Here is a 26,245-nt window from a genome sequence, read left to right as displayed (position 1 = left end):
TTCGCTTCAGATAGTTACTCATATGCCACACCCCTCGCGGCCTCCCCTGATCCTCGGCTCGAGTTCGCCTTACCGGCGCGAGCTGCTGACGCGCCTGCACCTGCCCTTCGAGGTGGCGGTGCCCGATATCGACGAGACGCCCCTCCCCGGCGAAGCCCCCGAAGCCACCGCGCTGCGCCTGTCGCGCCGCAAGGCCGAGGCGATTGCCGCCCGCCATCCGGGCGCGGCGGGAGCGCTGATCATCGGCTCGGACCAGGTGTGCACGCTCGATGGCGCGCAACTCGGCAAACCCGGCACCCACGAACGCGCGCTCGCCCAACTGCAGCGCATGCGCGGCCGCACGGTCACCTTCCATTCGGCGTTGTGCCTGCTCGATAGCCGCACCGGCGAGGCGCAACTGGCAGACGTCCAGACGCGGGTGACGTTCCGCGACCTGCCCGACGCCGAGCTCGACGCCTATCTGCGGCGCGAGACGCCGTACGACGTGGCCGGCAGCGCCAAGGTGGAAGGACTCGGCATCACGCTGCTCGCGCGCGTGGAATCGGACGACCCCACGGCGCTGATCGGCCTGCCGCTGATCGCGCTGACCGGCATGCTGCGCCACGCGGGCTATCCGCTGAATGAGGTCCAGCCGGGGGACCGGCCATGAGCGGCACGCTCTATCTATTACCGAACACCCTCGGCAAGCGCGACGAATTCGATCCGCTGCCGAACGTGCTGCCCGCCGGCGTGCAGCAGATCGCCGCGCAACTCGACTACCTCGTGGCGGAAAACGCCAAGACCGCGCGGGCGTTCCTGAAGAAGCTCGGCGAGACGTGCCCGCTCGCCAGGCCGATCCAGCAGATCGAGATCCGCGAACTCAACGTCAACACGCGCGCGGACGCCCTCGGCGCACTGCTGGACCCGATTGCCGCGGGCCGCGACGGCGGCCTGCTGTCGGAAGCCGGCGTGCCGGCCGTGGCCGATCCGGGCGCGGATCTGGTCCGGCTCGCGCATGCGCGCGGCGTCACGGTGCGCCCGCTCGTGGGTCCGAGTTCGATCCTGCTCGCGGTGATGGGCTCCGGCCTGAACGGCCAGAGTTTTGCGTTCAATGGCTACCTGCCCGTGGATCCGGACGAGCGCGCGCGCCGCCTGCGCGAGCTGGAAGCGCGCTCGCGCAAGGACCGTCAAACCCAGGTGTGGATCGAGACGCCGTACCGCAACGGCGCGCTGCTGGAGGCGCTGCGCCAGCATTGCGCCGGCACGACGCTGCTGTCGGTGGCCGTGGACCTGACGCTGCCGACCGAGTCGATCGTCACGCTGCCGCTGTCGGCGTGGACGCCGGAGCGGCTTGCGCTGCACAAGCGGCCGGCGATCTTCTCGCTGCTGGCCGCCTGAGCCGTCGGATCAGCGAATCGCGTCGATGCGGGCCCCGCCGTAGATCATGGCCTTCATCGCCGCGGTGCCCATGGCCGCGCCGAACCGCTTGGCCACGCGCTCGGCGATATTCTCCTTGACCGTGTAGTCCACGATGTCCTCGGCCTTGAAGAGGTCGCGCGCCACGTAGTCGGCGCTGCCCACGCCATCGGCAAGGCCCAGCTCCACCGCGCGCTCGCCCGACCAGAACAGGCCCGAGAACAGATCGGGGTCGTCCTTGAGGCGGTCTCCGCGCCCTTCCTTCACCACATTGATGAACTGCTGGTGAATCTCCTTGAGCATGGTCTCGGCATAGGCTTTCTGGCGCGGCACCTGCGGCGAGAACGGATCGAGCATGCCCTTGTTGGCGCCGGCCGTGTACAGGCGGCGCTCGACGCCGAGCTTGTCCATCAGCCCCGTGAAGCCGAAGCCGTCCATCAGCACGCCGATCGAGCCGACGATGCTGGCCTTGTCGACATAGATCTTGTCGGCCGCGGCCGCCACGTAGTAGCCGCCCGATGCGCAGATTTCTTCCACGACCACATAGAACGGCTTGCTCGGGTACAGCGTGCGCAGGCGATGGATCTCGTCGTTGATGATGCCGGCCTGCACCGGCGAGCCGCCCGGCGAATTGATCTTGAGAATCACGCCCGCGGCCGTGGTATCGGCAAACGCGGCCTGCAGCGAGGCATTGATCGACTCCGCGCTGGCCGGCGTGCCCGCCGCGATCTCGCCCTCGAGCGTGACCATCGCCGTGTGGCGGCCCGACGTGCTCAGCGCGCCGTCGCCCTTGAAGTCGAACACCGCGAACAGGATCAGCGCCAGGATGCCGAGCCCGATAAAGCGGAAAAAGATGCGCCAGCGCCGTGCCGCGCGCTGCTCGCGCAGCGTCGCCATCAGCACGCGCTCGAGCACGTCGCGCTCCCAGCGCGCGCCCGGCGCGCCCACCGGCGCGGTGCCGCCCTTGCCCGCCATGCGCGCGCGGCGTGCGTCGGCCTCCCTGCGCGCGGCTTCGTCGCCGGCGCGCAGGTCGTTCTCGAGCGGATGCGCGGCTTCGCGCGCCACGTCGAGCCGTTGTGCATCGTCAGGTGTCGTATTGCCCGCGTCGGCGGACGTCGGATCGACCGGCGGTTTCTGCTGTTCTGTCATGCAATGGACTCGTTGGGTTCAGACTGTGCCGCCCGTCCTTCATTGGTCTTCGGGCGGGAAAAAAGGCGGCTCGGGCAGCCAGTAAATGGCGCCATCGCGTTCCTCGATCCGGAGTTTGGCCAGCGCGGCGCCCCGGCAAGGGCCGCCCATGCATTGACCGGTGTCTGGCGCGTAGACCGCGCCATGTGTCGCACACATCAAGTATAGGCCCGCGCTATCGAAAAACTGGCCTTCCTGCCAGTCCATCTCCATCGGCACGTGGGCGCACTGGTTCAGATAACCGTGGGCCACGCCGTCGTAGCGGATGACGAAGGCGCCGACGTCGCGCATCGACTCCCGCGCGGCAACCGCCACGGTGAAGCGGACGCCCATGCCGCCATCGGCGAGGTCTCCGGACGCGCAGACCCGCCGCGCGCTGGCCATGTCAGGCATGAGTCAGCAGCCACCCGTGCAGGTCTTCGATCGACGTCGCGCAGTGCACGGGCGTCATGGCGCGCAGCGAATCCTCCGGGTGCGCCCCGTAGCACACGCCGAGGCCGTGCGCCCCCGCGTTGAGCGCCATCTGCAGGTCGTGCGTGGTGTCGCCGATCATGACCGTGCGTTCGACATCCTGCCCGAGCTCGCGCGTGAGTTCGTGCAGCATCGCGGGATGGGGCTTGGAAAACGTCTCGTCGGCGCAGCGCGTGGCGTCGAACAGCCTGGCGAGGCCCGTGGCCGCGAGTGCGCGGTCCAGCCCGGCCCGGGTCTTGCCCGTGGCGACGCCGAGGAAGTAATGCTCGGCGCGCAGCGCCTCCAGCATCTCGCGCGCACCGTCGAACAGCACGAGGTCCGCATCGCGCGTCAGAAAGTGATAGCGGTAGCGCTCGGCCAGCTTCGGATAGTCGGCCGGGTCGAGCGTGGGCACCGCATAGGACAGCGCGTCTTTCAGGCCCAGGCCGATCACGTGGCTGGCCGCGCTGTCGTCGGGCACGGGCAGCCCCAGATCGCGGCTGGCCAGCTGGATGCATTTGGCGATGGTGGGCGTGGAATCCATGAGGGTTCCGTCCCAGTCGAACACGATCAGGTCGAAGCGCTGCCTGGCCATTGGGGTCCTTGTAGGGAGACTTTTCGGCGCCGGGCCGTCAGGCCGCCGCGCCGGGCTCCCGCAATTGTTGCAGAAAATCGACACACTCCGGCGGCAGCGGCGCGGACACGGTCAGCGGCTCGCCAGTGGCCGGGTGCGTCAGCGTCAGCCGGTGCGCGTGCAGGAACATACGCTTGATGCCGGGACGCGCGTTGCCGCGCGCGAGCGCCTTGTTCAGGGCGAAGTCCCCGTATTTGTCGTCGCCGACGATCGGGAAGCCCGAATGGGACAGATGCACGCGGATCTGGTGCGTGCGGCCGGTCTTGAGCTCCGCCTCGAGCAGCGTGTAGCCGGGAAACGCCTCCACGCGGTTGAATACCGTGTGCGACGGCAGCCCGTCGGCTTGCACGCGTACCCGGCGCTCGCCATCGGCGGTGCTGTACTTGAACAGCGGCAGCTTGACGTGCTGGCGCTGGTTCGTGAACTCGCCGGCCACGCAGGCGAAGTAGCGCTTGTCCATGCCCGGCGCATCGCCGTCGCCCCGGATCTGTTCGTGGAGGTTCACCAGCGCCGAGCGCTTCTTGGCCAGCACGAGCACGCCCGAGGTCTCCCGGTCCAGCCGGTGCACGAGTTCGAGGAACTTCGCCTCGGGCCGCGCGCGCCGCAGCTGCTCGATCACGCCGAATGCGACGCCGGAGCCACCGTGCACGGCCACGCCGGCCGGCTTGTTGACGATCAGCAGGTGCGCGTCCTCGAACAGGATCGGGAATTCGCTGGGCGGGGCTTCGGCGGACGTGGCCCGTTCGGCGACCCGCATCGGCGGAATCCGAACGATATCGCCGATCTTCAATCGATAGGTAGCATCTATGCGACCCTTGTTGACGCGGACTTCGCCCGAACGCAGGATCCGATAGATATGGCTTTTCGGGACCCCGCGCGCAACCTTCAGCAGAAAGTTGTCGATACGTTGCCCGTCGCCACTTTCGTCGATCGTGACATACGCCACCTGGAGGGCGTTCGACGTGGAACGCGGCTCCTTTTCAATTTGATGGCGTAACTCATTCATTTTCAATATAATTTCCCCGCTGTTGCCGGCGAGACGCCAGCAACGCAAAAGCCAGTGTGACTTTGCGTAATTCCGCATTTTACACTTCGGGTTGCCGCCAGCCCGGCCCGTCCCGCGCAAACGCACATATATTCGCGCGCGCCGATGGGTGAATGACGGCATCAGCAGCACGCACGCGCCACGCCGGCGCGCAGGAAGCCGCCCACAGGCGACTTCGGCGAAGACGGCGGGCTCGTGGGAACAGAGCTATCAGGTAGATCAGAATTTGGATGCGGATGCCAGGTGGCATCCGCAAATGGTGAGAGAAGACCGCCTGCACCGGGAATCCGGTGCCGGCCGGCAGGTTGAACTGCCACCTGACTTGTCATGCCGGCGCCGCGTCGTTGATGTGGTTTGCGCCGCGCCGGCCTGACGCACGCGCCTGGTCGCAGAACTCCAAGAAGCAGCCAGCGCGCCCAGAAGGAGAAGTCAGGTGGGCGAGTGTTTCGCCTGCCGTGTCCGAAAAACTTGCTCTTTGACGCGTCTGGGCCGTCCCGGCCAGCCGCGGTGCGAGGCACCCATGCCGCAGGCATGCAGTGCTGGCGCGCCGCCGCTGGCATCCGGGAGTTCGCCGGAGCCGCTGCACGAGGAGCAGGACTTGTTTGGTGCCCCTCCCTGCCAGCGGACGACTGCCTCGACGTCATCGCCTCTCCCTCACCCGTGCCCTTGCCGGTTCGCATGTCTTGCGCGCCGGTGCCCTGGCAATTCTCCCACCCTGCTCTCTTTCCTCGCGTGCTCCATGGATCGTTGCGCGCACGGCCACCCTTTGGCTTTCGGCCCCGCGCGACACTGGAGTGAGGTATTGCGATGAAACGCATGCTGTTCAATGCGACGCAACAAGAGGAATTGCGCGTCGCGATCGTCGATGGTCAGAAGCTGATCGACATCGACATCGAAACTGCCGGGCGCGAACAGCGCAAAGGCAATATCTACAAGGGCGTGATCACGCGCATCGAGCCGTCGCTCGAGGCGTGCTTCGTCAACTACGGCGAAGAGCGCCATGGCTTCCTGCCGTTCAAGGAAGTCGCCCGCGCGTATTTCAAGGAAGGTGTGGACGTGCGCAACGCGCGCATCCAGGACGCGCTGCACGAAGGCCAGGAACTGATCGTCCAGGTCGAAAAGGAAGAACGCGGCAACAAGGGCGCCGCCCTGACCACGTTCATCTCGCTGGCCGGCCGTTACCTCGTGCTGATGCCGAACAACCCGCGTGGCGGCGGCGTGTCGCGCCGCATCGAGGGTGAAGACCGTCAGGAACTGCGCGAAACCATGGCGCAGCTGCAGGTGCCGGACGGCATGAGCATCATCGCCCGGACCGCGGGCATCGGCCGCGCGGCCGAGGAACTGCAGTGGGATCTGAACTATCTGCTGCAATTGTGGAAGGCCATCGACGGCGCCGCCGGCGACAACAAGGCCCCGCTGCTGATCTATCTGGAATCGAGCCTCGTGATCCGCGCGATCCGCGACTACTTCCAGCCCGATATCGGCGAAATCCTGATCGATACCGACGAGATCTACGAGCAGGCCCGCGCCTTCATGAGCGTGGTGATGCCGGACAACATGAATCGCGTGAAGAAGTACCGCGATGACGTGCCGCTCTTCTCGCGCTTCCAGATCGAACACCAGATCGAATCGGCCTACTCGCGCATGGTCATGCTGCCCTCGGGCGGCGCGATCGTGATCGACCATACCGAAGCACTCGTCTCCGTGGACGTGAACTCGGCGCGCGCCACCAAGGGCGCGGACATCGAGGAAACGGCGCTGCGCACGAACCTCGAGGCCGCCGACGAAATCGCGCGCCAGCTGCGCCTGCGCGACCTGGGCGGCCTGATCGTGATCGACTTCATCGACATGGAGTCGGGCAAGGCCCAGAAGGACGTGGAAACGCGCCTGAAGGATGCGCTGCGCCACGACCGCGCACGCGTGCAGATGGGCAAGATCAGCCGCTTCGGCCTGATGGAACTGTCGCGTCAGCGCCTGCGTCCGTCGCTGTCCGAGGGTTCGCACATCACGTGCCCGCGCTGCAACGGTACTGGCCATATCCGCGATACCGAATCGTCCGCCCTGCAGGTGCTCCGCATCATCCAGGAAGAGGCGATGAAGGAGAACACCGCGGCGATCCATTGCCAGGTGCCCGTGGAAGTCGCGGCGTTCCTGCTGAACGAGAAGCGCCAGGAAATCAACCTGATCGAGCTGCGTTTCAAGGTCAACGTGCTGTTGATCCCGAACAAGCACCTCGAAACCCCGCATTACAAGCTCGAGCGCCTGCGTCACGACGATCCGCGCCTCGAGGATTCCACGGCCAGCTACCGCATGGCGGAAGCCGCGGCCAAGGAACTGGAAGCCGATACGAGCTACAGCAGCCGCAAGAAGGAAGACGCGCGTCCGCGCCAGGAAGCGGCCGTCAAGGGCATCACGCCCGACGCGCCCGCGCCGGTGTCGGTGCCGCGCCCCGAGCGCGCGCCGCGTCCGGAAGCCCCCGTTGCGCGTCCGGTTCCGGCCACGCAGCCGGTGGCGGCCGGCGGCTTTATCGGCTGGCTGAAGGGCCTGTTCGGTGCCCGTCCGGCTGCGCCGGCGGCGGAGCCCGTCAAGGCAGCCGCCTCGACGCCAGCGCGCGGCGAAGGCCGTGAGGGTCGCGAGGGCCGTGAAGGTCGTGAAGGTCGTGGTGAAGGCCGCCGCGAGCGTGGCGAGCGCGGTGAGCGTGGCCAGCGCGGCGAAGGTCGTGGCCGTGCCGGCAACGAGGCGCGCGGTGAACGTGGCGAACGTGGCCAGCGCGGCGAGCGTGGCGGCGAAGGCCGTGGCCAACGCGGCGAGCGTGGCGAGAAGGAGCAGCGTGAGCCGCGCGAGGCGCGTGGCGAACAACGCGCCGACCTGCGTGGCGAACCGCGTGGCGAGCGTGCCGAGCGCGGTGAGCGCCCGGCCCGTGCCCCGCGCGATGCGCAGGCTACGCCGGCCGTAGCCCGTCAGGCGGATGCCGCCGCGGGTACCGAGGCCCGTCCGGAAGGCGGCCGTCGCGAGCGCAATCAGGAACGCCGCGAACGCCAGCGTGAACGTCAGCGCGAGCGCGGCGAGTCGCGCGAAGGCGAGACGACCGATGAACTGAACGCCGTGGCCGCCGCGCCGCAGACCGCGTTCGAGGCCATCCAGTCCGCGCCGGCGACGATCGCCCAGACGTTCGACACCGCGGAAGGCGCCGATGCGCTCGAGCGTGCCGAAGGCCTGGAAGGCGTGGCGACGGAAGGTGGCGAGGGTGAAGAGCGCCGCCGCCGCAACCGCCGTGGCCGCAACCGCTACCGTCGCGAGCGTGACGAGGCACAGGGCGCGGACGGCGACAACGTCGCCAACCTCGCCGAGGTGGCAGCGGGCGTGACCGAATCCGAGTCCGAGTTTGTCGAAACGGCCGCGCCGGCGGTATCGCAGCCGATCGCCCAGCCGGTATCGCAATCGGCAGTGCAACCGGTGTCGCAACCGGCGGCGGAGCCCGTGGCGCAACCCGCTGCCGAGCCGGTCACGGCCGTGGCGGTGCCGGCGGCCCCGGCCCCGGCCGCCACCCCGGTGGCCCCGGAGCCCGTGTTCGCACCGGTGACGCCGGAAGCCGAGCCTGTTGCGGCGAGCTATTCCGCACCGGCAGCGGCGCCGGCACCGGCAGCCGAGCCGGTGGCAGCGCCCATCGCCGCCCCGGCAGCCGCCGCGGCACCGGAACCGGCGATCGTGTCGCCCGAAGTGACGGCCGCCCCGGTTGCAGCCCCGGTTGCAGCTCCGGTTGCAGCTCCGGTTGCAGCCCCGGCCGCAACGGCCGGCATCGCCAAGGCCGCGCTCGAGCCGATGCTCGCCGCGGCAGGCCTGCAATGGGTGCACACCGACGACAGCAAGCACCGCGCCGCGCAGGAAGCCGCTGCCCGCATCGTGCCGGCACCGCGCGTGCCTCGCGAGCGCAAGCCGCTGCCGCCGCTGCCCCAGGGCCCGATGGTCCTGGTCGAAACGGGCAGCCGCCAGGCCGACCCGGCCACGCAGCAGCAACAGCAACAACAGCAGTAACGCGCCTTCGCGGCCGCTCTCCGGAGGGGCCGCGACAGCACGACGAACCGGCAGCGCCGCAAGGCCTGCCGGTTTTTTTTTTGGCGAAACCGGACGACTTCCGGCGCACCGCAACATCTGTACTCCTGAACTGTCGCCCCAGGTGTATGCCCGTCCCGGCGCGGTAGTTTGACGGTGTCGGCTAGAATGGCATCCATAGCCGCGGCCTGTGCCGTCGCGAACGCCCCCGCTCATGACCGACACCGTCATTCCGATCCTCGACCTGCGCGAACATCGATATCGTTCGATGGTGCCGGCCATTCCCGCCCGCCTCACCCCGCCCACGGGGCTGGTGACGGACACGCGTGGCCGCATGCTGCACGACCTGCGCATCTCGGTGACCGACCGCTGCAACTTCCGCTGCGTCTACTGCATGCCGAAGGAGGTGTTCGACAAGGACTACACCTTCCTGCCGCACTCGGCGCTGTTGAGCTTCGAGGAAATCGAGCGGGCCGCGCGGCTGTTCGTCGCGCACGGCGTGGAGAAGATCCGGCTGACTGGCGGCGAACCGCTGCTGCGCAAGAACATCGAGCGGCTCGTGGAAATGCTCGCGCGCATCGAGACCGTGTCCGGCAAGCCGCTCGACCTGACGCTGACCACCAATGCCTCCCTGCTCGCCCGCAAGGCGCGCGCGCTGCGCGACGCGGGCCTGACGCGCGTGAGCGTCAGCCTCGATGCGATCGACGATGCGACCTTCCGGCGCATGAACGACGTCGACTTCGCGGTGCGCGACGTGCTAGACGGCATCGAGACCGCACAGGCCGTGGGCCTCGCACCGATCAAGGTCAATATGGTGGTCAAGCGCGGCACGAACGACGCCGAAGTGGTGCCCATGGCGCGCCATTTCCGCAATACCGGGATCATCGTGCGGTTTATCGAGTTCATGGACGTCGGTGCCAGCAATCACTGGCAGATGGACGAAGTCATGCCTTCGGACGAAATCGTGCGCCGGATCGACGAAGCGTTCCCGCTCGAGATGATCGCCGCCAACTACACGGGCGAGACCGCCGAGCGCTGGCGCTATCGCGATGGCGCGGGCGAGATCGGCGTGATCTCGAGCGTCACGCACGCGTTCTGCGGCGACTGCAGCCGCATTCGCCTGTCCACCGAGGGCAAGCTGTATCAATGCCTGTTTGCGACCGAAGGCTACGACCTGCGCGCGCTGCTGCGCGGGGGCCATAGCGACCTCGAGGTTTCCAATGCGATCGCGCAGGTCTGGCGCGGGCGCACCGACAACTATTCGGAACAGCGTAGCGACCCCGCCGTGCGGCTCGCGCGCGCCGAACAGAAGATCGAGATGTCGTACATCGGCGGCTGAGCGATGGGCATCTCATGATCGACCGATCCGACATCACCGGACTGATCCTGGCTGGCGGCCGCGGCAGCCGCATGGGCGGCGTCGACAAGGGCCTGCAGACGCTGCACGGCACGCCGATGGCGCTCCACACGCTGCGCCGGCTTGCCCCGCAGACCGGCACCCAGCTCATCAACGCCAATCGCCATCTCGATGTCTATGCGTCATTCGGCGTGCCCGTCGTCAGCGACGACGCGCCGGGCGACGCGGTCCGCTTCGACGGCCCGCTGGCCGGGATGCTCGCCGGACTCGTACGCTGCGACACCGCATGGATGGTCGCCTCTCCCTGCGACACGCCGTTCCTGCCCACCAACCTCGTTGCGCGGCTCGCGGAGGCGATCGTCGTCAGCGGCGCGAAGATCGCCATGCCCGTGACCCTCGCCGGTGACCGCCGCCAGCCGCAGCCGGCGTTCTGCCTGATGGCCGTGTCCCTGCGCGACAGCCTGCGCGACTATCTGGATCGCGGCGAACGCAAGATCGAGACATGGGCGGCGAGCCATCCGCGCGTCGATGTGCCATTCGACGATGCCGGCGCCTTCGCCAATATCAACACGCTGGACGAACTGCGTGCCTTCGAAGCGCGCTGACCCCGACCGATGCCTTCCCTGCAATCCGTTATCTCCTGCCTGTCCGACTACGATCCTTCCGCGATGTCCGTCGATCAGGTCGCATCGATCCTCGCCGACGTGATCGAGCCGATTCGCGGCATCGAGCAGGTCGCCATCCGCGCCGGGCTCGACCGCGTGCTCGCGGAAGACATCGTCTCGCCGATCGACGTGCCCGCTCACGACAACGCGGCGATGGACGGTTACGCGTTCTCGAGCGCCGCGCTGGCCACCGCCACGGCCGATGGCGTCACGCTCGACGTCGCCGGCACGTCTTTCGCCGGCGGCGCCATCGGCGTCACGGCTTCGGCCACGCAGGCCGTGCGCATCATGACCGGTGCCGTCATGCCGGCCGGGTGCGATACCGTGATTCCGCAGGAATTCGTTGAGGTGATCGACGACGGCGCGGGCACCCAGCGCATCCGCTTCGCCGCCGATGCGGTGCGCGCGGGGGACAACCGCCGCCTGCGCGGCGAGGATCTCGCCCGCGGCCAGGCCGCCCTGCAGAACGGTCGCATCCTGCGCCCCGCCGATATCGGCATGCTGGCCTCGCTCGGCATTCCCGAGATCAAGGTCCGGCGCCGGCTGCGCGTGGCGTTCTTCTCCACGGGCGACGAGCTGCGCTCGATCGGCGAGCCGCTCGACCCCGGCTGCGTGTTCGACTCCAACCGCTACACGCTGCATGGCATGCTGCGCCGCCTGCATGTGGACCTGATCGACATGGGCGTCGTGCGCGACGATCCCGATGCGCTGGAGACGGCGTTCCGCACCGCCTGCGAAAACGCGGACGCGATCATCACGTCGGGCGGCGTGTCGGTCGGCGAAGCGGACTTTACCAAGCAGACCATGTCGCGGCTTGGCGAAGTCACGTTCTGGAAGATCGCGATGCGGCCCGGCCGCCCGATGGCATTTGGCCGCATCACATCCGATGGCCACGATGCGCTGTTGTTCGGCCTGCCCGGCAACCCGGTCGCGGTCATGGTCACGTTCTACCATTTCGTGCGCGCCGCGCTGCATCGCCAGATGGGCGCGGAGGTCCCGCCGCTGCCGCTGTTCCGCGTGCGCAGCGCGGGGCCGATTCGCAAGAAGCCGGGCCGTACCGAGTACCAGCGCGGCGTGCTCGCGCGCGGTGCCGATGGCGAGTGGGAGGTCCGCATCACGGGCCAGCAGGGGTCGGGCGTCCTGCGCTCGATGAGCGAGGCCAACTGCTTTATCGTGCTGGGCCACGACCAGGGTCCGGTTTCCGCGGGCGGTGCGGTCGAGGTGATGCTGTTCGATGGGCTGATCTGAGTGGCGGACCTGACATGGATCCGTCACATTGATCACCAAAATCGATGAGCGCTAAGCGGTCACGCCAATCTGTCGTTTTTGTGCACCATTCGCTGGCCGCGTGAACGCACCAAACCTTGGAATTACGCATACGCTCCTTTGGCGGGCTATGCGGCCATAATCCCAGTCGCTACACTTGCAGCACGAAAATGCATACACCCTCCTCACCCCATACCCCCGTCATGAACCAGGAGATTGCTTACCTCCACCCCGTGAAGACCGCCCGCGCGCTGGTGCTGGTCTATCTGTGCTTCTCGGTGCCGATCGTGGCGATGGGCCTGTTCGTGGCCTTCGTCCGCTATGGCGACCTGCCGGGCATCACCGTTTTCACGGCGCTGATTCTCAACGCGCTGATCGGCTTTGGCCTCCTGTGGCTGGGCTGCAAGGCCTACAACTGGGTGGCCGCCCGTTTCGGCGGCATCGAAGTTCACGTCCGCGAACTGACGCGGCAGGACTGATCCCGCCGCGCTGCCATCAATCGGCTGTGGGCGCTGTGGGCTCGCTGGGCGCTGTGGGCTCGCTGGGCACTGCGGGCTGCTCTGGTCCCGCGGCGGTCCGCCCCGCATCCGGCTGCACCGTCCCCAATAGTTGTTCCGCCAGTTCCCCCGGTAACGCCTCCACGTTGCGCAGCTTGCGCTCCATCTGCCGCGTGCGGACTTCCGCCTGCTCGATATTGCGCGCCGCCCGCACGAGCGTGTCGCGCGTCTTGGCCAATACCTCGCCAAATTTCCCGAACTCGGTCTTGACCGCGCCCAGTACCTCCCAGACCTCGCTCGAGCGCTTCTCGAGCGCGAGCGTGCGAAACCCCATCTGCAGGCTGTTGAGCAGCGCGGTCAGCGTCGTCGGCCCCGCCACGGTCACGCGATAGTTCCGCTGCAGCAGGTCGGTCAAACCCGGACGCCGCAGGACCTCGGCATACAGGCCTTCGGTCGGCAGGAACAGAATCGCGAAATCGGTCGTCGCGGGCGGCGAGAGGTACTTCTCCGCAATCTTCTGCGCCTCGCCCCGCAACGCCACCTCGAGCTCGCGGCCCGCTGCCGTCACGCCCTCGACGTCACCGCGCTCCTGCGCATCGACCAGACGTTCGTACTGCTCCTTCGGGAACTTGGCGTCGATGGGCAGCCAGACCGGTTCGCCATATACATCCTTGCCCGGCAGGCGAATCGCAAACTCGACGCGCGCGCCCGAATTGCGCACGGTCTCGACGTTCTTGGCGTACTGCTCGGCCGTAAGCATCTGCTCGAGCAACATTTCCAGCTGCACTTCGCCCCACGTTCCGCGCGTCTTCACGTTCGTCAGCACGCGCTTGAGATCGCCAACGCCCTGCGCAAGCATCTGCATCTCGCCGAGCCCGCGATGCACCTGCTCGAGCCGATCGGAGACCAGCTTGAACGATTCGCCGAGCCGCTGCTCGAGCGTCGCGTGCAGCTTCTCGTCCACGGTGCGGCGCATTTCCTCGAGCTTGGTCGCGTTGTTGGACTCGATATCGCGCAGCTTCTGCTCGATGGTCGCGCGCACCTCGATGAGCCTGCGCTCGTTCGACTCGGTCAGCCGCCCCAGCTGCTGCGCGAACGTGTCGATCTGATTGTTCTGCAGCCGCGCGATCTCGGTCAGCTGCGACAGCAGCGCCTGCTGCAGCCGCATCATCTGCTGGCCCGCCTCGCCACGGCTCGCGCGCGCGGTCTCGTCGATCTCGTGACGCAGCTCGCGCTCCACGCGCTCGAATCCGCGCGACGCATCGTCGCGCACCTGCCCACGCAGTTCCGCCAGCGAACCGGCAAGCAGGCGTGCGAGTTCGACTTCGGACGACGCGGTGCGCGTGCGCGCCAGCAACACAACGAGTAGCGCCACGCCGATCAGCGCGACGAAGAACGTGAGGATTTGCAGCCAGTCCATAAATACCTAGCGACGACGTGGCAACACGTCGGGGTTGATGACCGAAGGCGGATGTCCGGCGTTCGGGCCTGCGTCGAGCGCGGCAATCAGGTTGTCGGCGGCCAGGTTCGCCATCGCGCGCCGCGTCTTCTCGGAAGCGCTCGCGATATGCGGTGTCAGCACGACGTTGGGCACCGTCAGCAGATCGGGATGCACGCTCGGCTCGCCTTCGAACACGTCGAGGCCTGCCGCGAAGATCTGCCGCGCGCGCAGCGCATTCGCCAGCGCCGCATCGTCGACGATGCCCCCGCGCGCGAGATTGATCAGCGTGGCCGTCGGCTTCATCTTCGCGAGCTCCGCCGCGCCGATCGCGTGGTGGCTCTCCGGGCTGTAGGGCAGCACGAGAATCAGATGGTCGGCCTGCGCAAGCAGTTCGTCCTTGCCGACGTAGCGCGCGTTGAGCGCCTGTTCCGTATCGGCGGGCAGGCGGCTGCGATTGTGATAGATCACGGGCATGCCGAAACCCGACGCGCGCCGTGCGATGGCCTGACCGATCCGGCCCATGCCCAGAATGCCGAGCGTGGCGCCGAACACATCCATGCCCACCAGCATGTCATAGCTCCAGCGCTCCCATTTTCCCGCGCGCAGATAGTGCTCGGACTCGGTCACGCGCCGCGCGGTGGACATCAGCAATGCCCAGCCGAAATCGGCCGTGGTCTCGGTCAGCACGTCGGGCGTGTTCGTCGCCACCACGCCAGCCGCCGTCAGCGCGGGCACGTCGAGGTTGTTGTAGCCGACGGCCATGTTGCATACGGCACGCAGCTGCGGCAGCTCGGCCGCGAGCGCGCCATCGATACGGTCCGCGGCATTGGCGAGCACGCCCGCCTTGCCGGCCAGCCGTTCGCGCAGCGCGGCCGCGTCCAGCACCGCGTCCTCCTGGTTGCTGTCGACGTCGAAATACTGCGCCAGGCAATCGATCACATCGGGAAAGATCGCGCGCGTCACGAGGATGGAAGGCTTCATAGCGCTCACACGTGGAAGAAGAGAAACGTCATCACGAAGAAGATCGGCAGCAGGATGGCGCCGGACCATGCCATATAGCCGAAGAAGCTCGGCATGCGCACGCCACGGCTTTCCGCGATCGCCTTCACCATCAGGTTGGGCGCATTGCCGATATAGGTATTGGCGCCCATGAACACGGCGCCCGCCGAGATGGCGGCCAGCGTCGATGCGTCGCGCGTCATCAGCGTGGCCGGATCGCCCCCGGCGGTATTGAAGAACACCAGATACGTCGGGGCATTGTCAAGGAACGACGACAGGATACCGGTGGCCCAGAAGTACATGCTGTCGATCGGCTGGCCATTGGTGTCGCTGACCATGTGGATGATGCCCGCGAACGCACCGTCGGTGCCGGCCTGCAGCATCGCGATGACCGGAATGATGGTCAGGAAAATCCCCGCGAACAGCTTGCCCACCTCGAGCATCGGCTCCCAGTTGAATTCGTTGCCGGTGCGCGCGCTGCGCGGCGTGACCGCGAGCGAGACCAGCGTGACGGCGATCAGCAGGCCATCGCGCACGGCCGCCTGCAACGGCACCTCGGTGCCCATGATGTCGAACACGACGCCAGGCTTCCACAGGCCGCTCATGAGCACCAGCACGACCACGGCCACCAGCAGCGCGAAGTTCGCCTTGCCTTCGATGCGGATGCCGGCGCGAGGTCCGCCCGAATCGGGCGTCGGATCGACCGGCAGCAACTCCTCTCGATTCACGTAATAGTGCCGGTCCACGAAGTAGAACAACACGAGCAGCACGACCCACAGCAACAGCGTCTCGGGCAGGATATGGCGCAGCGTCCAGAAGAAATCGACGCCCTTCAGAAAGCCGAGGAACAGCGGCGGATCGCCGAGCGGCGTCAGCGCGCCGCCCGCATTCGCCACGAGGAAGATAAAGAAGATGACGACGTGCGCCACATGGCGGCGGTTGTCGTTTGCGCGCAGCAGCGGGCGAATCAGCAGCATGGCCGCGCCCGTCGTGCCCATCACGCTCGCGAGCACCGTGCCGAGCCCGAGCAGGAAGGTGTTGAGCTTCGGCGAGCCATGCAGGTTGCCCTGCACGCAGATGCCGCCCGCCACCACGTAGAGCGCCGTCAGCAGCACGATGAAAGGCAGGTACTCCGCGAACAGCGCGTGCACGACGTTGGCCACCGCCGCGTGCGCGCCGAACGCGAGCGCGAATGGCACGAGAAACAGCGCCCCCCACCCCGCGGCGATCTTGCCGTAATGGTGATGCCAGACCGATGGCATCACGAGCGGGCACAGCGCGATGGAGAGCAGGATGCCCGCGAATGGCAGCCCCCACAGCGGGGACAATGCCGCGCCATCGACATCGGCGGCAAGCGCGAGCGAAGGCATGACGCCAGCAGCCATGACGACCGCAAGCGACAGGAGACGGCGCGGCAGCAAGCGGAGCGACAGCAAGCGGAGCGACAGCAAGCGGAGCGACAGCAAGCGGAGCGACAGCAATCGGAGGGACAGCAAACGGAAGACGAGCACCGGCATCGGCAGGCCTTTCCTGTGACGTAAGGAAGGCCCAGTGTAAAGCAAAGCCCTATGAGACTGGTCTCAAAATCGGCATCGCAATACCGCCAAATCGAGCCCCGCTCGCGCCTTATGCCTCGTCGACGAGAATCACGTGCACGCGATACGGCCCATGCGCGCCGAGCACGAGCGACTGCTCGATATCGGCCGTGCGCGAGGGACCGCTGATGATATTGGTGGCGCGCGGCAGCTCCCCGCGCTCCGCGCGCATCAGCGCGAACGCGGCCTCGAGGTTCGCGACGATGCGCGAAACGGGCGCCACCGCGATATGGGTCTCCGGCAGCAGTGCCGCGGAGGCATAGGTCTGCGGCCCCGACAACAGCATCAGCGAGCCCGTTTCGGCGATCGCGCAGAAGCAGCCCGTGATGCCGACGAGATCGCCATGCTCGAGATCGCCGCGCGCATCGCGCACGGGCGGCCGCACCTCGACGTCGAGCCCGTGCGCCTGCCATGGCAGGTCGCCCAGCGTCTCCCAGGCAATGGCGCGGCGCGGCAGGTTCAGCCCTTCGAGATAGTGCGCGGCCGCGGCGGGCACGTCGGCCAGCGTGGCCACGCGATCGACCGTCGAGGCCATCTTCTGCGCCTGCTCGGCGAACACCTGCGGGACATCGCCGCCCAGCGCGGGCTGCGGCCCCTGCGGATGCCGCGCGAGGTAATCCGCCACGGCTTCCCGCTCGCCCGGCCCGACCTGCGGCGAACGCCCCTGGGCGGAACGGATGCGGGCAAGGATTCGGTCGCGGGCGGCAGTGGTGTCCATGGTCGGCGGGCGGATAGGCGATGAGCGGTAAGCGAAGTGCGGTCGGGCGATTATAGGCCCGCGCGCGCCCGCGCAAGCCTCGCTCGCGCGCGCGGCGTCATGAATAATCCTAAGCGGCGCGCTGAACCGTGAACACCTGACGCAGGTAGGCCAGATAGCCAGGGTCGTCGCACATCGTCTTCTCGGGCGTATCCGACAGCTTGGCCACGGGCTGGCCGTTGCAGCGCACCATCTTGATCACGATCTGCAGCGGCGTATAGCCCAGGTCGTTGGTGAGGTTGGTGCCGACGCCGAACGCGAGCCGGCAGCGGCCGCGAAACCGCTCGTACAGCTCGATGACCTTCGGAATGTTCAGGCTGTCGCTGAAGATCAGCGTCTTGCCGCGCGGATCGACGCGATTGTCCGCATAGTGCGCGAGCATGCGTTCGCCCCATTCGAGCGGATCGCCCGAATCGTGGCGCACGCCGTCGAACAGCTTGCAGAAGTACAGGTCGAAGTCGCGCAGGAACGCATCGAAGCCATAGGTATCGGACAGCGCGATGCCGAGGTCGCCGCGATACTCGCGCGCCCAGTTCTCGAGCGCGAACACCTGCGAGTCCCGCAGGCGCGGGCCCAGCGCCTGGCAGGCCTGCAGGTACTCGTGCGCCATCGTGCCGAGCGGCGTCATGTTGTGCAGCCGCGCGAAGTGCACGTTGCTCGTGCCCGCAAGCTGCGGGCCGAGCGTCTGCCGCGCGGTCAGCAGCACCTCTTCCTGCCAGTCGCGCGAGAACCGCCGGCGCGTGCCGTAGTCCGCGATCACACAGTCCGCATACGGGGCGGCCTGCAGCAGCGCGAGCTTGCTATCGAGGCGGCGGCGCCCTTCCGCGAGATCGGGCTCGGGCTGCGTGCGGCGGAAGTACACCTCGTTGACGATCGCGAGCAGCGGCACCTCGAACAGGATCGTGTGCAGCCACGGCCCGCGGATCGTGATGTCGATCTCGCCGTTGCCGTTCGCCGACGGCGCCACGGTCACGTATTTCTGGTTGAGATGGAACAGCGCGAGAAAGTCGACGAAGTCGCTCTTGATGAAGCGCATGCCGCGCAGGTAGTCGAGCTCCTCTTCCGTGAAGCGCAGCTCGCACAGTTGCGCGATCTCGTCGCGGATATCGTCAACGTACGGCGTCAGGTCGACCTTGTTGCGGCACTTGAACCGGTACTCGACCTGCGCTTGCGGAAAATGGTGCAGGACCACCTGCATCATCGTGAACTTGTACAGGTCGGTGTCGAGCAGCGAGCGAATGATCATAACGGGCCATGAGGCAAGCGGGCGCCAGCACCCGCGGAGGCAGACATCCTAACCGAAGTCCCGCGCGCGGGCGCACACACCGGCCCGCTCAGCCGCCGTCGAGAAAGCGCTGCGCGGGGCGCGGTCCGTATGGCTTGACGCACCAGACCGGCTGCCGCGCCGGCCCCGGGCACGATACGAGCGTCGCGTGCGCGCGCGGCACGGCGTTCGGCAACGGGTCGGCAAACCGGCCCGACGCCGCCATGATGCGCTCCTCGTAGACGGCCTCGCCGTTCCGGTCGAACCGCAGCACCTGCACCACGCCGTCCGGCGACGGGCGAAGCTCGGGCCCGCACGGCAGGAACCCCTGCCGGCCGCAGTTGGCCATGCTTTCCCCCGCCGGCACCCGGATCACGCTGAAGCTGTCCCACTCGAAGGGCGTCAGGGACGACAGCATGACGGGCTGGTCGTCGCGGGCGCGCGATGCCACGAGCCGCGCCACCACGCTGTCGGTCGTGTTCGATACGGCCAGCGTCTGGGCCGACGCCTCGCCGGCGGGCGGGACGGCGACGGCCATCGCGATCCATGGCGCGGCAAGCAGCTGCATACGCGTGCGGGAGGAAAACAGCATCGGGCAAAACTCCTAAAGACCCGGGAAATATAAGGGAATAGTAGGCCGGAATCACTCGTCAAATGTTCGGAATGCACGGTCCGAGGCGGCGTTCCGGGCAGTTTTGCACCGGAAGCACATAAAGAAATAAGAAAACTGTCTGACCCAGCTATATAGAGTCGCTATCCTTGCCGGAAGGCTCGGCTACAATAGCGGTCTTTGAAAGGCCACGGCCCGCGCTCGCCTATGAGTTCAAGCCTGCGCGTTCAAGCCTTTGCGTCAAACCATTGCGCTCGACACAAGTGGCCTAACCAGTTTCCCCATCGAAGACCGCCCGTTTTTCTGGAACCGAAATGACTCACGTTGTCACCGACTCCTGCATCCGTTGCCGCTATACCGACTGCGTTGATGTGTGTCCGGTCGATTGTTTCCGCGAAGGCCCGAACTTCCTGGCCATCGACCCCGACGAATGCATCGACTGCGCCGTGTGCGTGGCCGAGTGCCCGGTGAACGCGATTTACGCCGAGGAAGACGTGCCCGGCGATCAGCAGCACTTCATCGATCTGAATGCCGAGCTGTCCCGTAGCTGGCCGTCCATCACCAAGACCAAGGCCCCGCTGCCCGAGGCCGAGGAGTGGAAGGACGCCACCGACAAGCTGCAATACCTGCAGCGCTAAGACCAACCAACAAGCAATACGAAAGCCGTCCCCACGCGCTTTCCCGCAATGCCGGGCACCCGGTGCCCACAACGTATCAGGACGAATATGGACTTGAGCATTCCCAATCCCGTGGCCGACGCGACGCAGCAAGGCAACGGTGGCAACGCCGGCGGCCAGCCGCTGGAAATCGACGCGCTGATCGTGGGTGCCGGCCCCGTCGGTCTCTTCCAGGTCTTCGAGCTGGGCCTGCTCGAGATCAAGGCGCACGTGATCGACTCGCTCAAGGTGGTCGGCGGACAGTGCGTCGAACTCTACCCGGACAAGCCGATCTACGACATCCCCGCCGTGCCCATCTGCACGGGCCAGGAACTGACGGACAACCTGCTCAAGCAGATCGAGCCGTTCGAACCGACGTTCCACCTGGGCCAGGAAGTCACGATCGTCGAGCGCCGTGAAGACGGCCGCTTCTTCGTCGAGACCTCGCTCGGAACGCGCTTCCTGACCAAGACCATCTTTATCGCCGCAGGCGTGGGCTCGTTCCAGCCGCGTACCGTGAAGGTCGAGGGCATCGACAAGTTCGACGGCAAGCAGCTGTTCTACCGCGTGAAGGATCCGAGCCGCTTCCACGGCCGCAACCTCGTGATCGTCGGCGGCGGCGACTCCGCACTGGACTGGGCGCTGGACCTGCACGGCAAGGCCGAGTCGATCGTGCTGCTGCACCGTCGCGATGGCTTCCGCGCGGCACCCGCCTCGGTGGCCAAGATGAAGGAGCTGTGCGACCAGATGGAAATGCAGTTCCTGGTCGGCCAGATCAGCGGCTACGAAGAGAAGGACGGCGTGCTCACCGAGATCAAGGTGGCCGGTGCCGACGGCGTGACGCGCCGCCTGCCGCTCGACGATCTGCTCGTGTTCTTCGGCCTGTCGCCGAAGCTGGGCCCGATCGCCGAATGGGGCCTGGACCTCGAGCGCAAGCAGATCAAGGTGGATACCGAGAAGTTCCAGACGAACGTCCCGGGCATCTTCGCGGTGGGTGACATCAACACCTACCCGGGCAAGAAGAAGCTGATCCTGTCGGGCTTCCACGAGTGCGCGCTGGCAGCGTTCGGCGCCGCGCCGTACATCTTCCCCGAGAAGAAGATCCACATGCAGTACACGACGACTTCGCCGAAGCTGCACAAGATCCTCGGCGTCGATTCGCCGGTGTTCGACTGATCGTTTCCGGTCGCGAAAGAAAAAACCGCCTCCGGGCGGTTTTTTTCTGGCACAAACCAAAAAGCGTCGCTATAATGCGGCCTCGCTGTTGAGCAGGACAAACAGCGAACCAGAGTTTCAGCAGCGACTTCCGACATGCATTCACACGAAAGCAAAACGTCAAAAAGTTGTTGACGAAACGAAGAGAAGCTGGTTATAATCTCTTTCTCAGCTGTTCCCCGATAGCTCAGTCGGTAGAGCGCCGGACTGTTAATCCGTAGGTCCCTGGTTCGAGCCCAGGTCGGGGAGCCAACCGATAGAGAAGGAAGGCCGATGCGAAAGCATCGGCCTTTTTTCTTTGGTACACGCTTCGTTTGTGCGTGCTTCAAGAATCCTCGATATCGAGGAACACGGCATCGGGCGCGCCGCGCAGTCCTCCCAGCCCAATCCCCTGCACGAACACGAGATGCCGCCCGACCGGCAGGTCCGCGGTCTCCAGCGTGCCCGATACCTCGGCCGTCGCGCCCGATCGCCGATTCACGCGCAGCACGACAGGCACGGCACCCACGTCTCCCGGCATCGCACGCACCGCGGCGTGCCCCGCCACCGCGATCCGCGGCACCGTGCGCCTGACGGGCGGCTGACCGCGCAAGCCGCGATCGTATCGATACCGATCGCTGTCGAGCGTCGCGGAAACGGTCACGACCTCGCCCTGTCGCGCGCGCGACGCCGATAACCGGATCTGCGCCACATCGGGACCACGCGAGAGCGCCTGTGGCGCACCGAGCGTGCGGGCCGCGTAACGCAGTGCATCGAGAACCGGCGGCAGGCTGGTGCGCTGGAATTCGTAGCATGGCTCGTAGAACGACTTCGCCATCTCGATCACGAGCGACGGCACACCCAGTGTCGCGCGGAACATGGCCGCCGCATCGCCATCGACGGCATAGCCCAGACGCTGCACCGCGCGATAGCGCGTGAGCCAGGCCATGCGCTGCGCAAGCGCGGTCATCGCGCGCGCATCGTCATCGGGCCACAGGATCCATCCGCCAAAGCTGTGCAGATCGACGTAGAGGCCCGGGTAATCGGCCGGCGCGGGCCAGCCCGCGCGCAGGTCAGACCGCAAGTCAGACATTATGCCGCCGCGATATCTGCCATCGCCGTCACGCACGCCGGCGATGTATCGCACGATGGCCTGCGTCTCAGGCTCCGACAGCGGTGCCGGACCGCGATAGGTCTCGTCGCACGGATCGCTCGCCGATGCCTGCGTGCTGCGACCCCAGCCGTGCGGGAAATTGCGATTGAGATCGACGCCGGAATCGATCGGGGAGGCGGAACAATGACCGTCCACGACATTGAGATTCTTGCGCCAGCCGCCGCCTCGCGAGAGAACGCCCTGCTCCGCCATGACACGGCCATCGGGATTCGCGTGGACGATGATGTGGAATTCGTGGCGATCGAGCAGCCATGTCGCGGTGGGATCCTCACCATAGCTTCGCAACAGCCATTCAGCGAACCGCATGGCGCCCTCGGACGATGCGAGCTCCCGCGCGTGCAATCCCGCCGTGATCACCATGCGCGGCCTGTCGCGGCGCGGCGGGCCCGCACGGTTGCCGAGCACGAGCGCCACGATGCCGTGCCGGCGCGCGCGCTCGACATGCACCGGCAGGACACGTGCCGGCAGGATGCGCCCCACCAGCTCGCGCAGGGACTGAATCTGGCGCTGGCTCCACGTCTGCCCGACCAGCGCCACGCGCGCTAGCTGCGGATAATGCCGTTCGAGCTCCGCCATATCCGTCTGGATGCGCGCCACGCCGCGATAGCAGGCCGCCACGGCATCGAAGGGGTTTGACGCGGCCAGCGCGGCCAGCGATACCCGCGGATGGCCCCAGGCCGCCACGGCGCCGATCAACACCTTGCACAGCATCCCTCGCCAGCCACCCTCGCGCATGACATCCCCCGCATCGCAGTCGTGTGCTGAAAGCTATACGCGGGGATATCCGGGGTCCATCGCCGCCTTCCGAAACTTCCGAAGGGACACCGCCGCACTTGGCGGCGCCGCCTGACCCGTTCAGGGCGCTTTCACTTGACGCCCGACCCGTAAACCTGTAAAAGCTTACCGGCGTATTACTTGCGCAATATCCAAGGAAACAGGTAGGCCCCGCCAAGTTTTTACCTACGTAGGAAAATTTGGCCAGAACACCCCGATCGCTCTCTTGCAGGTCCTCGGGGGGCACCGCGGCACTCGCCGTAGCGTGCATACCTCAGTCGCCCAAGGCTCCGGAGCCGGACTGCGACGACGTTTCCCCCCGTATGAACCGCCGCTGCCCGCGGCATTTCCTAAAGGACTGAGTTGACTAAGATCGTTCTGAAACCGGGTGAGCCCGTTGAAGTTGCAATGCGTCGTTTCCGTCGCGCCATTCTGCAGACTGGCCTGATCGTGGAACTGAAGAGCCGTACGGCCTACGAAAAGCCGACGACCGAGCGCAAGCGCAAGAAGAAGGCTGCTGAATCGCGCCTGCGCAAGCGTCTCCGCATGCAAATGCTGCCGAAGAAGCTGTACTGATTCGGATCAGCAAGTAAAAAAACCGCCAGCAAGCTGGCGGTTTTTTTTCGTCCCGGGTTTCTATCTCAGCTCTTGGCCGCGATCAGCGCACCGGCCCCGATCAGCGTGATGCCGCCGGCCCGCTGCACGTTCGACTGCGCACGGCGCGTGGTCAGCCGTGTGGCCAGCGATCGCGCCAGCAGCGCGTAGACCATCGCATTGGCGCTCGCCATCACGACGAAGGTCGGAATCAGCACGACGGCCTGTTGCCAGAACCCCAGATGCGGGTCCAGGAACTGCGGCACGAACGCCACGAAGAACACGATGCTCTTCGGGTTCAGCGCCGTGACCAGCCACGCCTTGGCAAAGCGCTGGCGGCCGCTGCCGGCCTGCGACGATACCTGCATGGCCTCCGCCCTGCCCGCCGATCGCAGCGCCTGTACGCCCAGATACACGAGATAGGCGGCGCCGGCCCATTTGAGCGCGGTGAACAGCGTGGCCGAGGCCGCGAGCACCGCGCCCAGCCCCGCCATCGACAGCGTGAACGCGGTGAGGTCTCCGGCGGCCACGCCGGCCACGGTGGCGAAGGCGCTGCGGCCGCGATGCGCGAGCGCATCGCCGATCACGAGCAGGATCGTCGGTCCCGGGATGATCAGGATCACGATGCTCGTCAGCACGAATGCGAGCCAGTGTTCGAACGACATCTTTCTGTCCCCTGCGTCGAAGGTTGTAGTCGCCACAGCGTAGTACAAAGCTCGCCCGCTGTCTGCATGTCCCCTGCCGATGTTATTGGTGCTGCATTGCGGCACGCGACGATCGGCATAATGGCGGGTATTGCATCCAACGAGGCCAGCCTTGACTGCCATCCTCCAACTGCGCAAGGTGCGCAAGCTCTACGGCGACACCGTCGTGGTCGACGACCTCGACCTCGAAGTCCAGCGTGGCCAGTGCTTCGGGCTGCTGGGACCCAATGGCGCCGGCAAGACCACCACGCTGCGCATGCTGCTGGGGCTCACCACGCCCGCCTCCGGCACGCTTACGCTGTGCGGCGAACCGATTCCGCAGCGCGCGCCGCAGGCACGCATGCGTGTTGGCGTGGTGCCGCAGTTCGACAACCTCGATCCCGATTTCTCGGTGATCGAGAACCTGCGCATCTTCGGCCGTTACTTCGGTCTCTCGTCCGCCGTGATCGAGGAGCGCGTGCCGAAGCTGCTCGAGTTCGCGCGGCTCGAGAACCGCGCCAAGGCGCAGGTGCGCGATCTCTCCGGCGGCATGCGCCGGCGGCTGACGGTCGCGCGCGCGCTGATCAACGATCCCGATCTGCTCGTGATGGACGAGCCGACGACCGGCCTCGATCCGCAGGCGCGCCACCTGATCTGGGAACGCCTGAAGTCGCTGATCGCCGCGGGCAAGACCATTCTGCTCACCACGCACTTCATGGAGGAAGCGGAACGCCTGTGCGACCACCTGTGCGTGATCGACGGGGGCCGCAAGATCGCCGAGGGGAAGCCGCATGAGCTGATCGACAGCGAGATCGGCTGCGACGTCGTGGAGATCTATGGCGACGAGCTGGGGCCGATCCACGAAGTGGTCCGCCCCCTCGGCCAGCGCTGCGAGATGCGTGGCGAGACCCTGTACTGTTACGTGCGCGAGCCCGCGCCGCTGCTGGCCGCGCTCCATGGCCGCGCGGGCATCCGTTATCTGCACCGGCCCGCGAATCTCGAGGACGTATTCCTCAAGCTGACCGGCCGCGACATGAGAGATTGAGATGAGCGAACAGGATCCCCCCAATACCGGCGTGAACCGCGCGGGCACCGCCTCGATAGCGGGCGCCGCGGCCGTGCCCACGCACTACCCCCAGCCATTGCTGCCGCGCAATGCGCGCAACTGGATGATGGTCTGGTATCGCAACTTCATGGTGTGGAAGAAGCTCGCGATTCCCTCGATGATCGGCAATCTCGCCGACCCGATGATCTATCTGTTCGGGCTGGGGCTCGGGCTGGGACTGCTGGTCGGCCAGGTCAGCGGCGTGTCGTATATCGCGTTTCTCGCGGCGGGTACCACGGCGTCCAGCGTCATGATGTCGGCGAGCTTCGAGGCGATGTACTCGGCGTTCTCGCGCATGCACGTGCAGCGCACGTGGGAGGCCATCATGCATGCGCCGCTCACGCTCGGGGACGTCGTGCTGGGCGAGATCGTATGGGCGGCCAGCAAGGCCGTGCTGTCCGGCGTGGCCATCATGCTCGTGGCGGGCGCGCTCGGCTATGCGAAGATGCCTGGCGCGCTCATGGCGCTACCCGTGATCGTGCTCGCGGGCATCACGTTCGCGAGCCTCGCGATGATCGTGACGTCGCTGGCGCCGGGCTACGACTTCTTCATGTTCTACCAGACGCTCGTGATGACGCCGATGCTGCTGCTGTCCGGCGTGTTCTTCCCGCTCGAGCAGTTACCGGAAGGCGTGCGCACGGCCACGGCCTTCCTGCCGCTCTCGCATGCCGTGGCGCTGATCCGTCCGTTGATGCTGGGCACGCCGGTACAGCACGTGGGCCTGCATCTGGGCGTGCTGCTGGTCTATGCGGTGGTCGCGCTGGTGCTGGCGCTGGTGTTGCTGCGCCGGCGGATGCTGAAGTAAGCGAAAGACGGGAAAGAAGGAAGGGAGGCCCCTCTCCCCGCAGG

General features: G+C 66.7%; 24 protein-coding genes and 1 tRNA gene. 13 read left to right on the top strand and 12 right to left on the bottom strand.

Annotated elements, in window-relative coordinates; all coding sequences use genetic code 11:
- The first annotated feature begins 22 nt into the window (after positions 1 to 22).
- Together FOB72_RS02835 and FOB72_RS02830 are read left to right on the top strand one after the other, a co-directional pair.
- Positions 23 to 649, top strand: a complete 627-nt coding sequence (locus tag FOB72_RS02835; RefSeq protein ID WP_150371146.1) for a Maf-like protein — start codon at positions 23 to 25, stop codon at positions 647 to 649.
- A complete protein-coding gene (locus tag FOB72_RS02830) occupies positions 646 to 1,377 on the top strand; it encodes an SAM-dependent methyltransferase (RefSeq protein ID WP_150371145.1) in 732 nt (243 codons plus the stop codon). Before FOB72_RS02835 ends, FOB72_RS02830 begins: the two co-directional genes overlap by 4 nt.
- 9 nt (positions 1,378 to 1,386) lie before the next feature.
- Here the strand turns inward: FOB72_RS02830 and FOB72_RS02825 are convergent, their stop codons facing one another.
- Genes FOB72_RS02825 through FOB72_RS02810 form a run of 4 tightly spaced genes read right to left on the bottom strand, consistent with a single transcriptional unit; the run spans position 1,387 to position 4,673 of the window.
- Positions 1,387 to 2,544: a S49 family peptidase gene (locus FOB72_RS02825; RefSeq protein WP_150371144.1), complete on the bottom strand. Its 1,158-nt coding sequence runs from the start codon at positions 2,542 to 2,544 to the stop codon at positions 1,387 to 1,389.
- Positions 2,545 to 2,583: 39 nt separating this feature from the next.
- Positions 2,584 to 2,976 carry a Rieske (2Fe-2S) protein gene (locus FOB72_RS02820; protein ID WP_150371143.1) on the bottom strand — a complete coding sequence of 131 codons (393 nt, stop codon included), beginning with the start codon at positions 2,974 to 2,976 and terminating at the stop codon, positions 2,584 to 2,586.
- Entirely contained in the window at positions 2,969 to 3,628 is a 660-nt protein-coding gene (locus FOB72_RS02815; RefSeq protein ID WP_150371142.1) for an HAD-IA family hydrolase, read from the bottom strand. The genes FOB72_RS02820 and FOB72_RS02815 overlap by 8 nt, the downstream gene beginning before the upstream one ends.
- A 37-nt stretch (positions 3,629 to 3,665) precedes the next feature.
- Entirely contained in the window at positions 3,666 to 4,673 is a 1,008-nt protein-coding gene (locus FOB72_RS02810) for an RluA family pseudouridine synthase (protein WP_150371141.1), read from the bottom strand.
- Between the two features lie 846 nt (positions 4,674 to 5,519).
- Here FOB72_RS02810 and FOB72_RS02805 point away from each other — a divergent pair.
- The 5 genes from FOB72_RS02805 to FOB72_RS02785 all read left to right on the top strand — a co-directional run bounded on the left by FOB72_RS02805 (position 5,520) and on the right by FOB72_RS02785 (position 12,532).
- Positions 5,520 to 8,747 (top strand): Rne/Rng family ribonuclease, encoded by a 3,228-nt coding sequence (locus FOB72_RS02805; RefSeq protein ID WP_150371140.1) that lies wholly within the window; start codon positions 5,520 to 5,522, stop codon positions 8,745 to 8,747.
- Positions 8,748 to 8,979: 232 nt separating this feature from the next.
- Positions 8,980 to 10,104: a GTP 3',8-cyclase MoaA gene (gene moaA / locus FOB72_RS02800; RefSeq protein ID WP_150371139.1), complete on the top strand. Its 1,125-nt coding sequence runs from the start codon at positions 8,980 to 8,982 to the stop codon at positions 10,102 to 10,104.
- 14 nt (positions 10,105 to 10,118) lie between these two features.
- Positions 10,119 to 10,727, top strand: coding sequence for a molybdenum cofactor guanylyltransferase MobA (gene mobA, locus FOB72_RS02795; protein WP_150371138.1), 609 nt, complete (start codon positions 10,119 to 10,121; stop codon positions 10,725 to 10,727).
- Between the two features lie 9 nt (positions 10,728 to 10,736).
- Positions 10,737 to 12,035 (top strand): gephyrin-like molybdotransferase Glp, encoded by a 1,299-nt coding sequence (gene glp, locus FOB72_RS02790; RefSeq protein ID WP_150371137.1) that lies wholly within the window; start codon positions 10,737 to 10,739, stop codon positions 12,033 to 12,035.
- Between the two features lie 221 nt (positions 12,036 to 12,256).
- Positions 12,257 to 12,532: a hypothetical protein gene (locus FOB72_RS02785; RefSeq protein WP_109580544.1), complete on the top strand. Its 276-nt coding sequence runs from the start codon at positions 12,257 to 12,259 to the stop codon at positions 12,530 to 12,532.
- A gap of 16 nt (positions 12,533 to 12,548) precedes the next feature.
- On the opposite strand, the gene FOB72_RS02780 is transcribed toward FOB72_RS02785, so the two are convergent.
- From FOB72_RS02780 to FOB72_RS02755, 6 genes are all read right to left on the bottom strand, one after another.
- On the bottom strand, positions 12,549 to 13,970 hold the full coding sequence (locus FOB72_RS02780) for a DNA recombination protein RmuC (protein WP_150371136.1): 1,422 nt from the start codon (positions 13,968 to 13,970) through the stop codon (positions 12,549 to 12,551).
- A 6-nt stretch (positions 13,971 to 13,976) separates the two neighbouring features.
- On the bottom strand, positions 13,977 to 14,972 hold the full coding sequence (locus tag FOB72_RS02775) for a 2-hydroxyacid dehydrogenase (RefSeq protein ID WP_150371135.1): 996 nt from the start codon (positions 14,970 to 14,972) through the stop codon (positions 13,977 to 13,979).
- Positions 14,973 to 14,977: 5 nt separating this feature from the next.
- Positions 14,978 to 16,375 (bottom strand): sodium:proton antiporter, encoded by a 1,398-nt coding sequence (locus tag FOB72_RS02770; protein WP_191002225.1) that lies wholly within the window; start codon positions 16,373 to 16,375, stop codon positions 14,978 to 14,980.
- A gap of 241 nt (positions 16,376 to 16,616) precedes the next feature.
- Positions 16,617 to 17,303 carry a lactate utilization protein C gene (locus FOB72_RS02765; RefSeq protein ID WP_150371133.1) on the bottom strand — a complete coding sequence of 229 codons (687 nt, stop codon included), beginning with the start codon at positions 17,301 to 17,303 and terminating at the stop codon, positions 16,617 to 16,619.
- Positions 17,304 to 17,412: 109 nt separating this feature from the next.
- A complete protein-coding gene (gene pncB, locus FOB72_RS02760) occupies positions 17,413 to 18,588 on the bottom strand; it encodes a nicotinate phosphoribosyltransferase (protein WP_150371132.1) in 1,176 nt (391 codons plus the stop codon).
- A gap of 88 nt (positions 18,589 to 18,676) precedes the next feature.
- Positions 18,677 to 19,198, bottom strand: a complete 522-nt coding sequence (locus tag FOB72_RS02755) for a hypothetical protein (RefSeq protein WP_150371131.1) — start codon at positions 19,196 to 19,198, stop codon at positions 18,677 to 18,679.
- 332 nt (positions 19,199 to 19,530) lie between these two features.
- Here FOB72_RS02755 and fdxA point away from each other — a divergent pair, with 332 nt between their 5' ends.
- The 3 genes from fdxA (at position 19,531) to FOB72_RS02740 (ending at position 21,339) form a co-directional block, all read left to right on the top strand.
- Complete coding sequence (gene fdxA / locus FOB72_RS02750; protein ID WP_150371130.1) at positions 19,531 to 19,854, top strand: ferredoxin FdxA; 324 nt, start codon at positions 19,531 to 19,533, stop codon at positions 19,852 to 19,854.
- Positions 19,855 to 19,941: 87 nt separating this feature from the next.
- Positions 19,942 to 21,048: an NAD(P)/FAD-dependent oxidoreductase gene (locus tag FOB72_RS02745; protein ID WP_150371129.1), complete on the top strand. Its 1,107-nt coding sequence runs from the start codon at positions 19,942 to 19,944 to the stop codon at positions 21,046 to 21,048.
- 215 nt (positions 21,049 to 21,263) lie between these two features.
- Positions 21,264 to 21,339 (top strand) — tRNA-Asn (locus FOB72_RS02740).
- Positions 21,340 to 21,412: 73 nt separating this feature from the next.
- Here FOB72_RS02740 and FOB72_RS02735 read toward each other — a convergent pair.
- Positions 21,413 to 22,975 carry a M14 family zinc carboxypeptidase gene (locus FOB72_RS02735; RefSeq protein WP_150371128.1) on the bottom strand — a complete coding sequence of 521 codons (1,563 nt, stop codon included), beginning with the start codon at positions 22,973 to 22,975 and terminating at the stop codon, positions 21,413 to 21,415.
- 402 nt (positions 22,976 to 23,377) lie between these two features.
- Here FOB72_RS02735 and rpsU point away from each other — a divergent pair, with 402 nt between their 5' ends.
- Complete coding sequence (rpsU, locus tag FOB72_RS02730) at positions 23,378 to 23,590, top strand: 30S ribosomal protein S21 (RefSeq protein ID WP_029044331.1); 213 nt, start codon at positions 23,378 to 23,380, stop codon at positions 23,588 to 23,590.
- Between the two features lie 65 nt (positions 23,591 to 23,655).
- On the opposite strand, the gene FOB72_RS02725 is transcribed toward rpsU, so the two are convergent.
- Positions 23,656 to 24,273 carry a LysE family translocator gene (locus tag FOB72_RS02725; protein WP_150371127.1) on the bottom strand — a complete coding sequence of 206 codons (618 nt, stop codon included), beginning with the start codon at positions 24,271 to 24,273 and terminating at the stop codon, positions 23,656 to 23,658.
- A 151-nt stretch (positions 24,274 to 24,424) separates the two neighbouring features.
- On the opposite strand from FOB72_RS02725, the gene nodI reads away from it, so the two are divergent.
- Positions 24,425 to 25,336 (top strand): nodulation factor ABC transporter ATP-binding protein NodI, encoded by a 912-nt coding sequence (gene nodI / locus FOB72_RS02720; RefSeq protein ID WP_150371126.1) that lies wholly within the window; start codon positions 24,425 to 24,427, stop codon positions 25,334 to 25,336.
- Between the two features lies 1 nt (position 25,337).
- Positions 25,338 to 26,201, top strand: a complete 864-nt coding sequence (locus tag FOB72_RS02715) for an ABC transporter permease (protein ID WP_150371125.1) — start codon at positions 25,338 to 25,340, stop codon at positions 26,199 to 26,201.
- Positions 26,202 to 26,245 lie beyond the last annotated feature (44 nt).

Origin of the sequence: Cupriavidus pauculus (assembly GCF_008693385.1) — a bacterium.
GTDB classification, from domain to species: domain Bacteria; phylum Pseudomonadota; class Gammaproteobacteria; order Burkholderiales; family Burkholderiaceae; genus Cupriavidus; species Cupriavidus pauculus_D.
This window is presented reverse-complemented; position numbering and strand designations above follow the sequence as displayed.

What these genes read in the sequence shown, in the direction of transcription:
- fdxA (WP_150371130.1), top strand. Translation starts at nt 19,531, where the DNA reads ATGACTCACGTTGTCACCGACTCCTGCATCCGTTGCCGCTATACCGAC.
- FOB72_RS02810 (WP_150371141.1), bottom strand. Translation starts at nt 4,673, where the DNA reads ATGAATGAGTTACGCCATCAAATTGAAAAGGAGCCGCGTTCCACGTCG.
- FOB72_RS02835 (WP_150371146.1), top strand. Translation starts at nt 23, where the DNA reads ATGCCACACCCCTCGCGGCCTCCCCTGATCCTCGGCTCGAGTTCGCCT.
- FOB72_RS02775 (WP_150371135.1), bottom strand. Translation starts at nt 14,972, where the DNA reads ATGAAGCCTTCCATCCTCGTGACGCGCGCGATCTTTCCCGATGTGATC.
- mobA (WP_150371138.1), top strand. Translation starts at nt 10,119, where the DNA reads ATGATCGACCGATCCGACATCACCGGACTGATCCTGGCTGGCGGCCGC.
- pncB (WP_150371132.1), bottom strand. Translation starts at nt 18,588, where the DNA reads ATGATCATTCGCTCGCTGCTCGACACCGACCTGTACAAGTTCACGATG.
- FOB72_RS02805 (WP_150371140.1), top strand. Translation starts at nt 5,520, where the DNA reads ATGAAACGCATGCTGTTCAATGCGACGCAACAAGAGGAATTGCGCGTC.
- moaA (WP_150371139.1), top strand. Translation starts at nt 8,980, where the DNA reads ATGACCGACACCGTCATTCCGATCCTCGACCTGCGCGAACATCGATAT.
- FOB72_RS02735 (WP_150371128.1), bottom strand. Translation starts at nt 22,975, where the DNA reads ATGCGCGAGGGTGGCTGGCGAGGGATGCTGTGCAAGGTGTTGATCGGC.
- FOB72_RS02755 (WP_150371131.1), bottom strand. Translation starts at nt 19,198, where the DNA reads ATGCTGTTTTCCTCCCGCACGCGTATGCAGCTGCTTGCCGCGCCATGG.
- FOB72_RS02715 (WP_150371125.1), top strand. Translation starts at nt 25,338, where the DNA reads ATGAGCGAACAGGATCCCCCCAATACCGGCGTGAACCGCGCGGGCACC.
- glp (WP_150371137.1), top strand. Translation starts at nt 10,737, where the DNA reads ATGCCTTCCCTGCAATCCGTTATCTCCTGCCTGTCCGACTACGATCCT.
- FOB72_RS02765 (WP_150371133.1), bottom strand. Translation starts at nt 17,303, where the DNA reads ATGGACACCACTGCCGCCCGCGACCGAATCCTTGCCCGCATCCGTTCC.
- FOB72_RS02785 (WP_109580544.1), top strand. Translation starts at nt 12,257, where the DNA reads ATGAACCAGGAGATTGCTTACCTCCACCCCGTGAAGACCGCCCGCGCG.
- FOB72_RS02780 (WP_150371136.1), bottom strand. Translation starts at nt 13,970, where the DNA reads ATGGACTGGCTGCAAATCCTCACGTTCTTCGTCGCGCTGATCGGCGTG.
- FOB72_RS02825 (WP_150371144.1), bottom strand. Translation starts at nt 2,544, where the DNA reads ATGACAGAACAGCAGAAACCGCCGGTCGATCCGACGTCCGCCGACGCG.
- FOB72_RS02815 (WP_150371142.1), bottom strand. Translation starts at nt 3,628, where the DNA reads ATGGCCAGGCAGCGCTTCGACCTGATCGTGTTCGACTGGGACGGAACC.
- FOB72_RS02830 (WP_150371145.1), top strand. Translation starts at nt 646, where the DNA reads ATGAGCGGCACGCTCTATCTATTACCGAACACCCTCGGCAAGCGCGAC.
- FOB72_RS02725 (WP_150371127.1), bottom strand. Translation starts at nt 24,273, where the DNA reads ATGTCGTTCGAACACTGGCTCGCATTCGTGCTGACGAGCATCGTGATC.
- FOB72_RS02820 (WP_150371143.1), bottom strand. Translation starts at nt 2,976, where the DNA reads ATGCCTGACATGGCCAGCGCGCGGCGGGTCTGCGCGTCCGGAGACCTC.
- FOB72_RS02745 (WP_150371129.1), top strand. Translation starts at nt 19,942, where the DNA reads ATGGACTTGAGCATTCCCAATCCCGTGGCCGACGCGACGCAGCAAGGC.
- FOB72_RS02770 (WP_191002225.1), bottom strand. Translation starts at nt 16,375, where the DNA reads ATGGCTGCTGGCGTCATGCCTTCGCTCGCGCTTGCCGCCGATGTCGAT.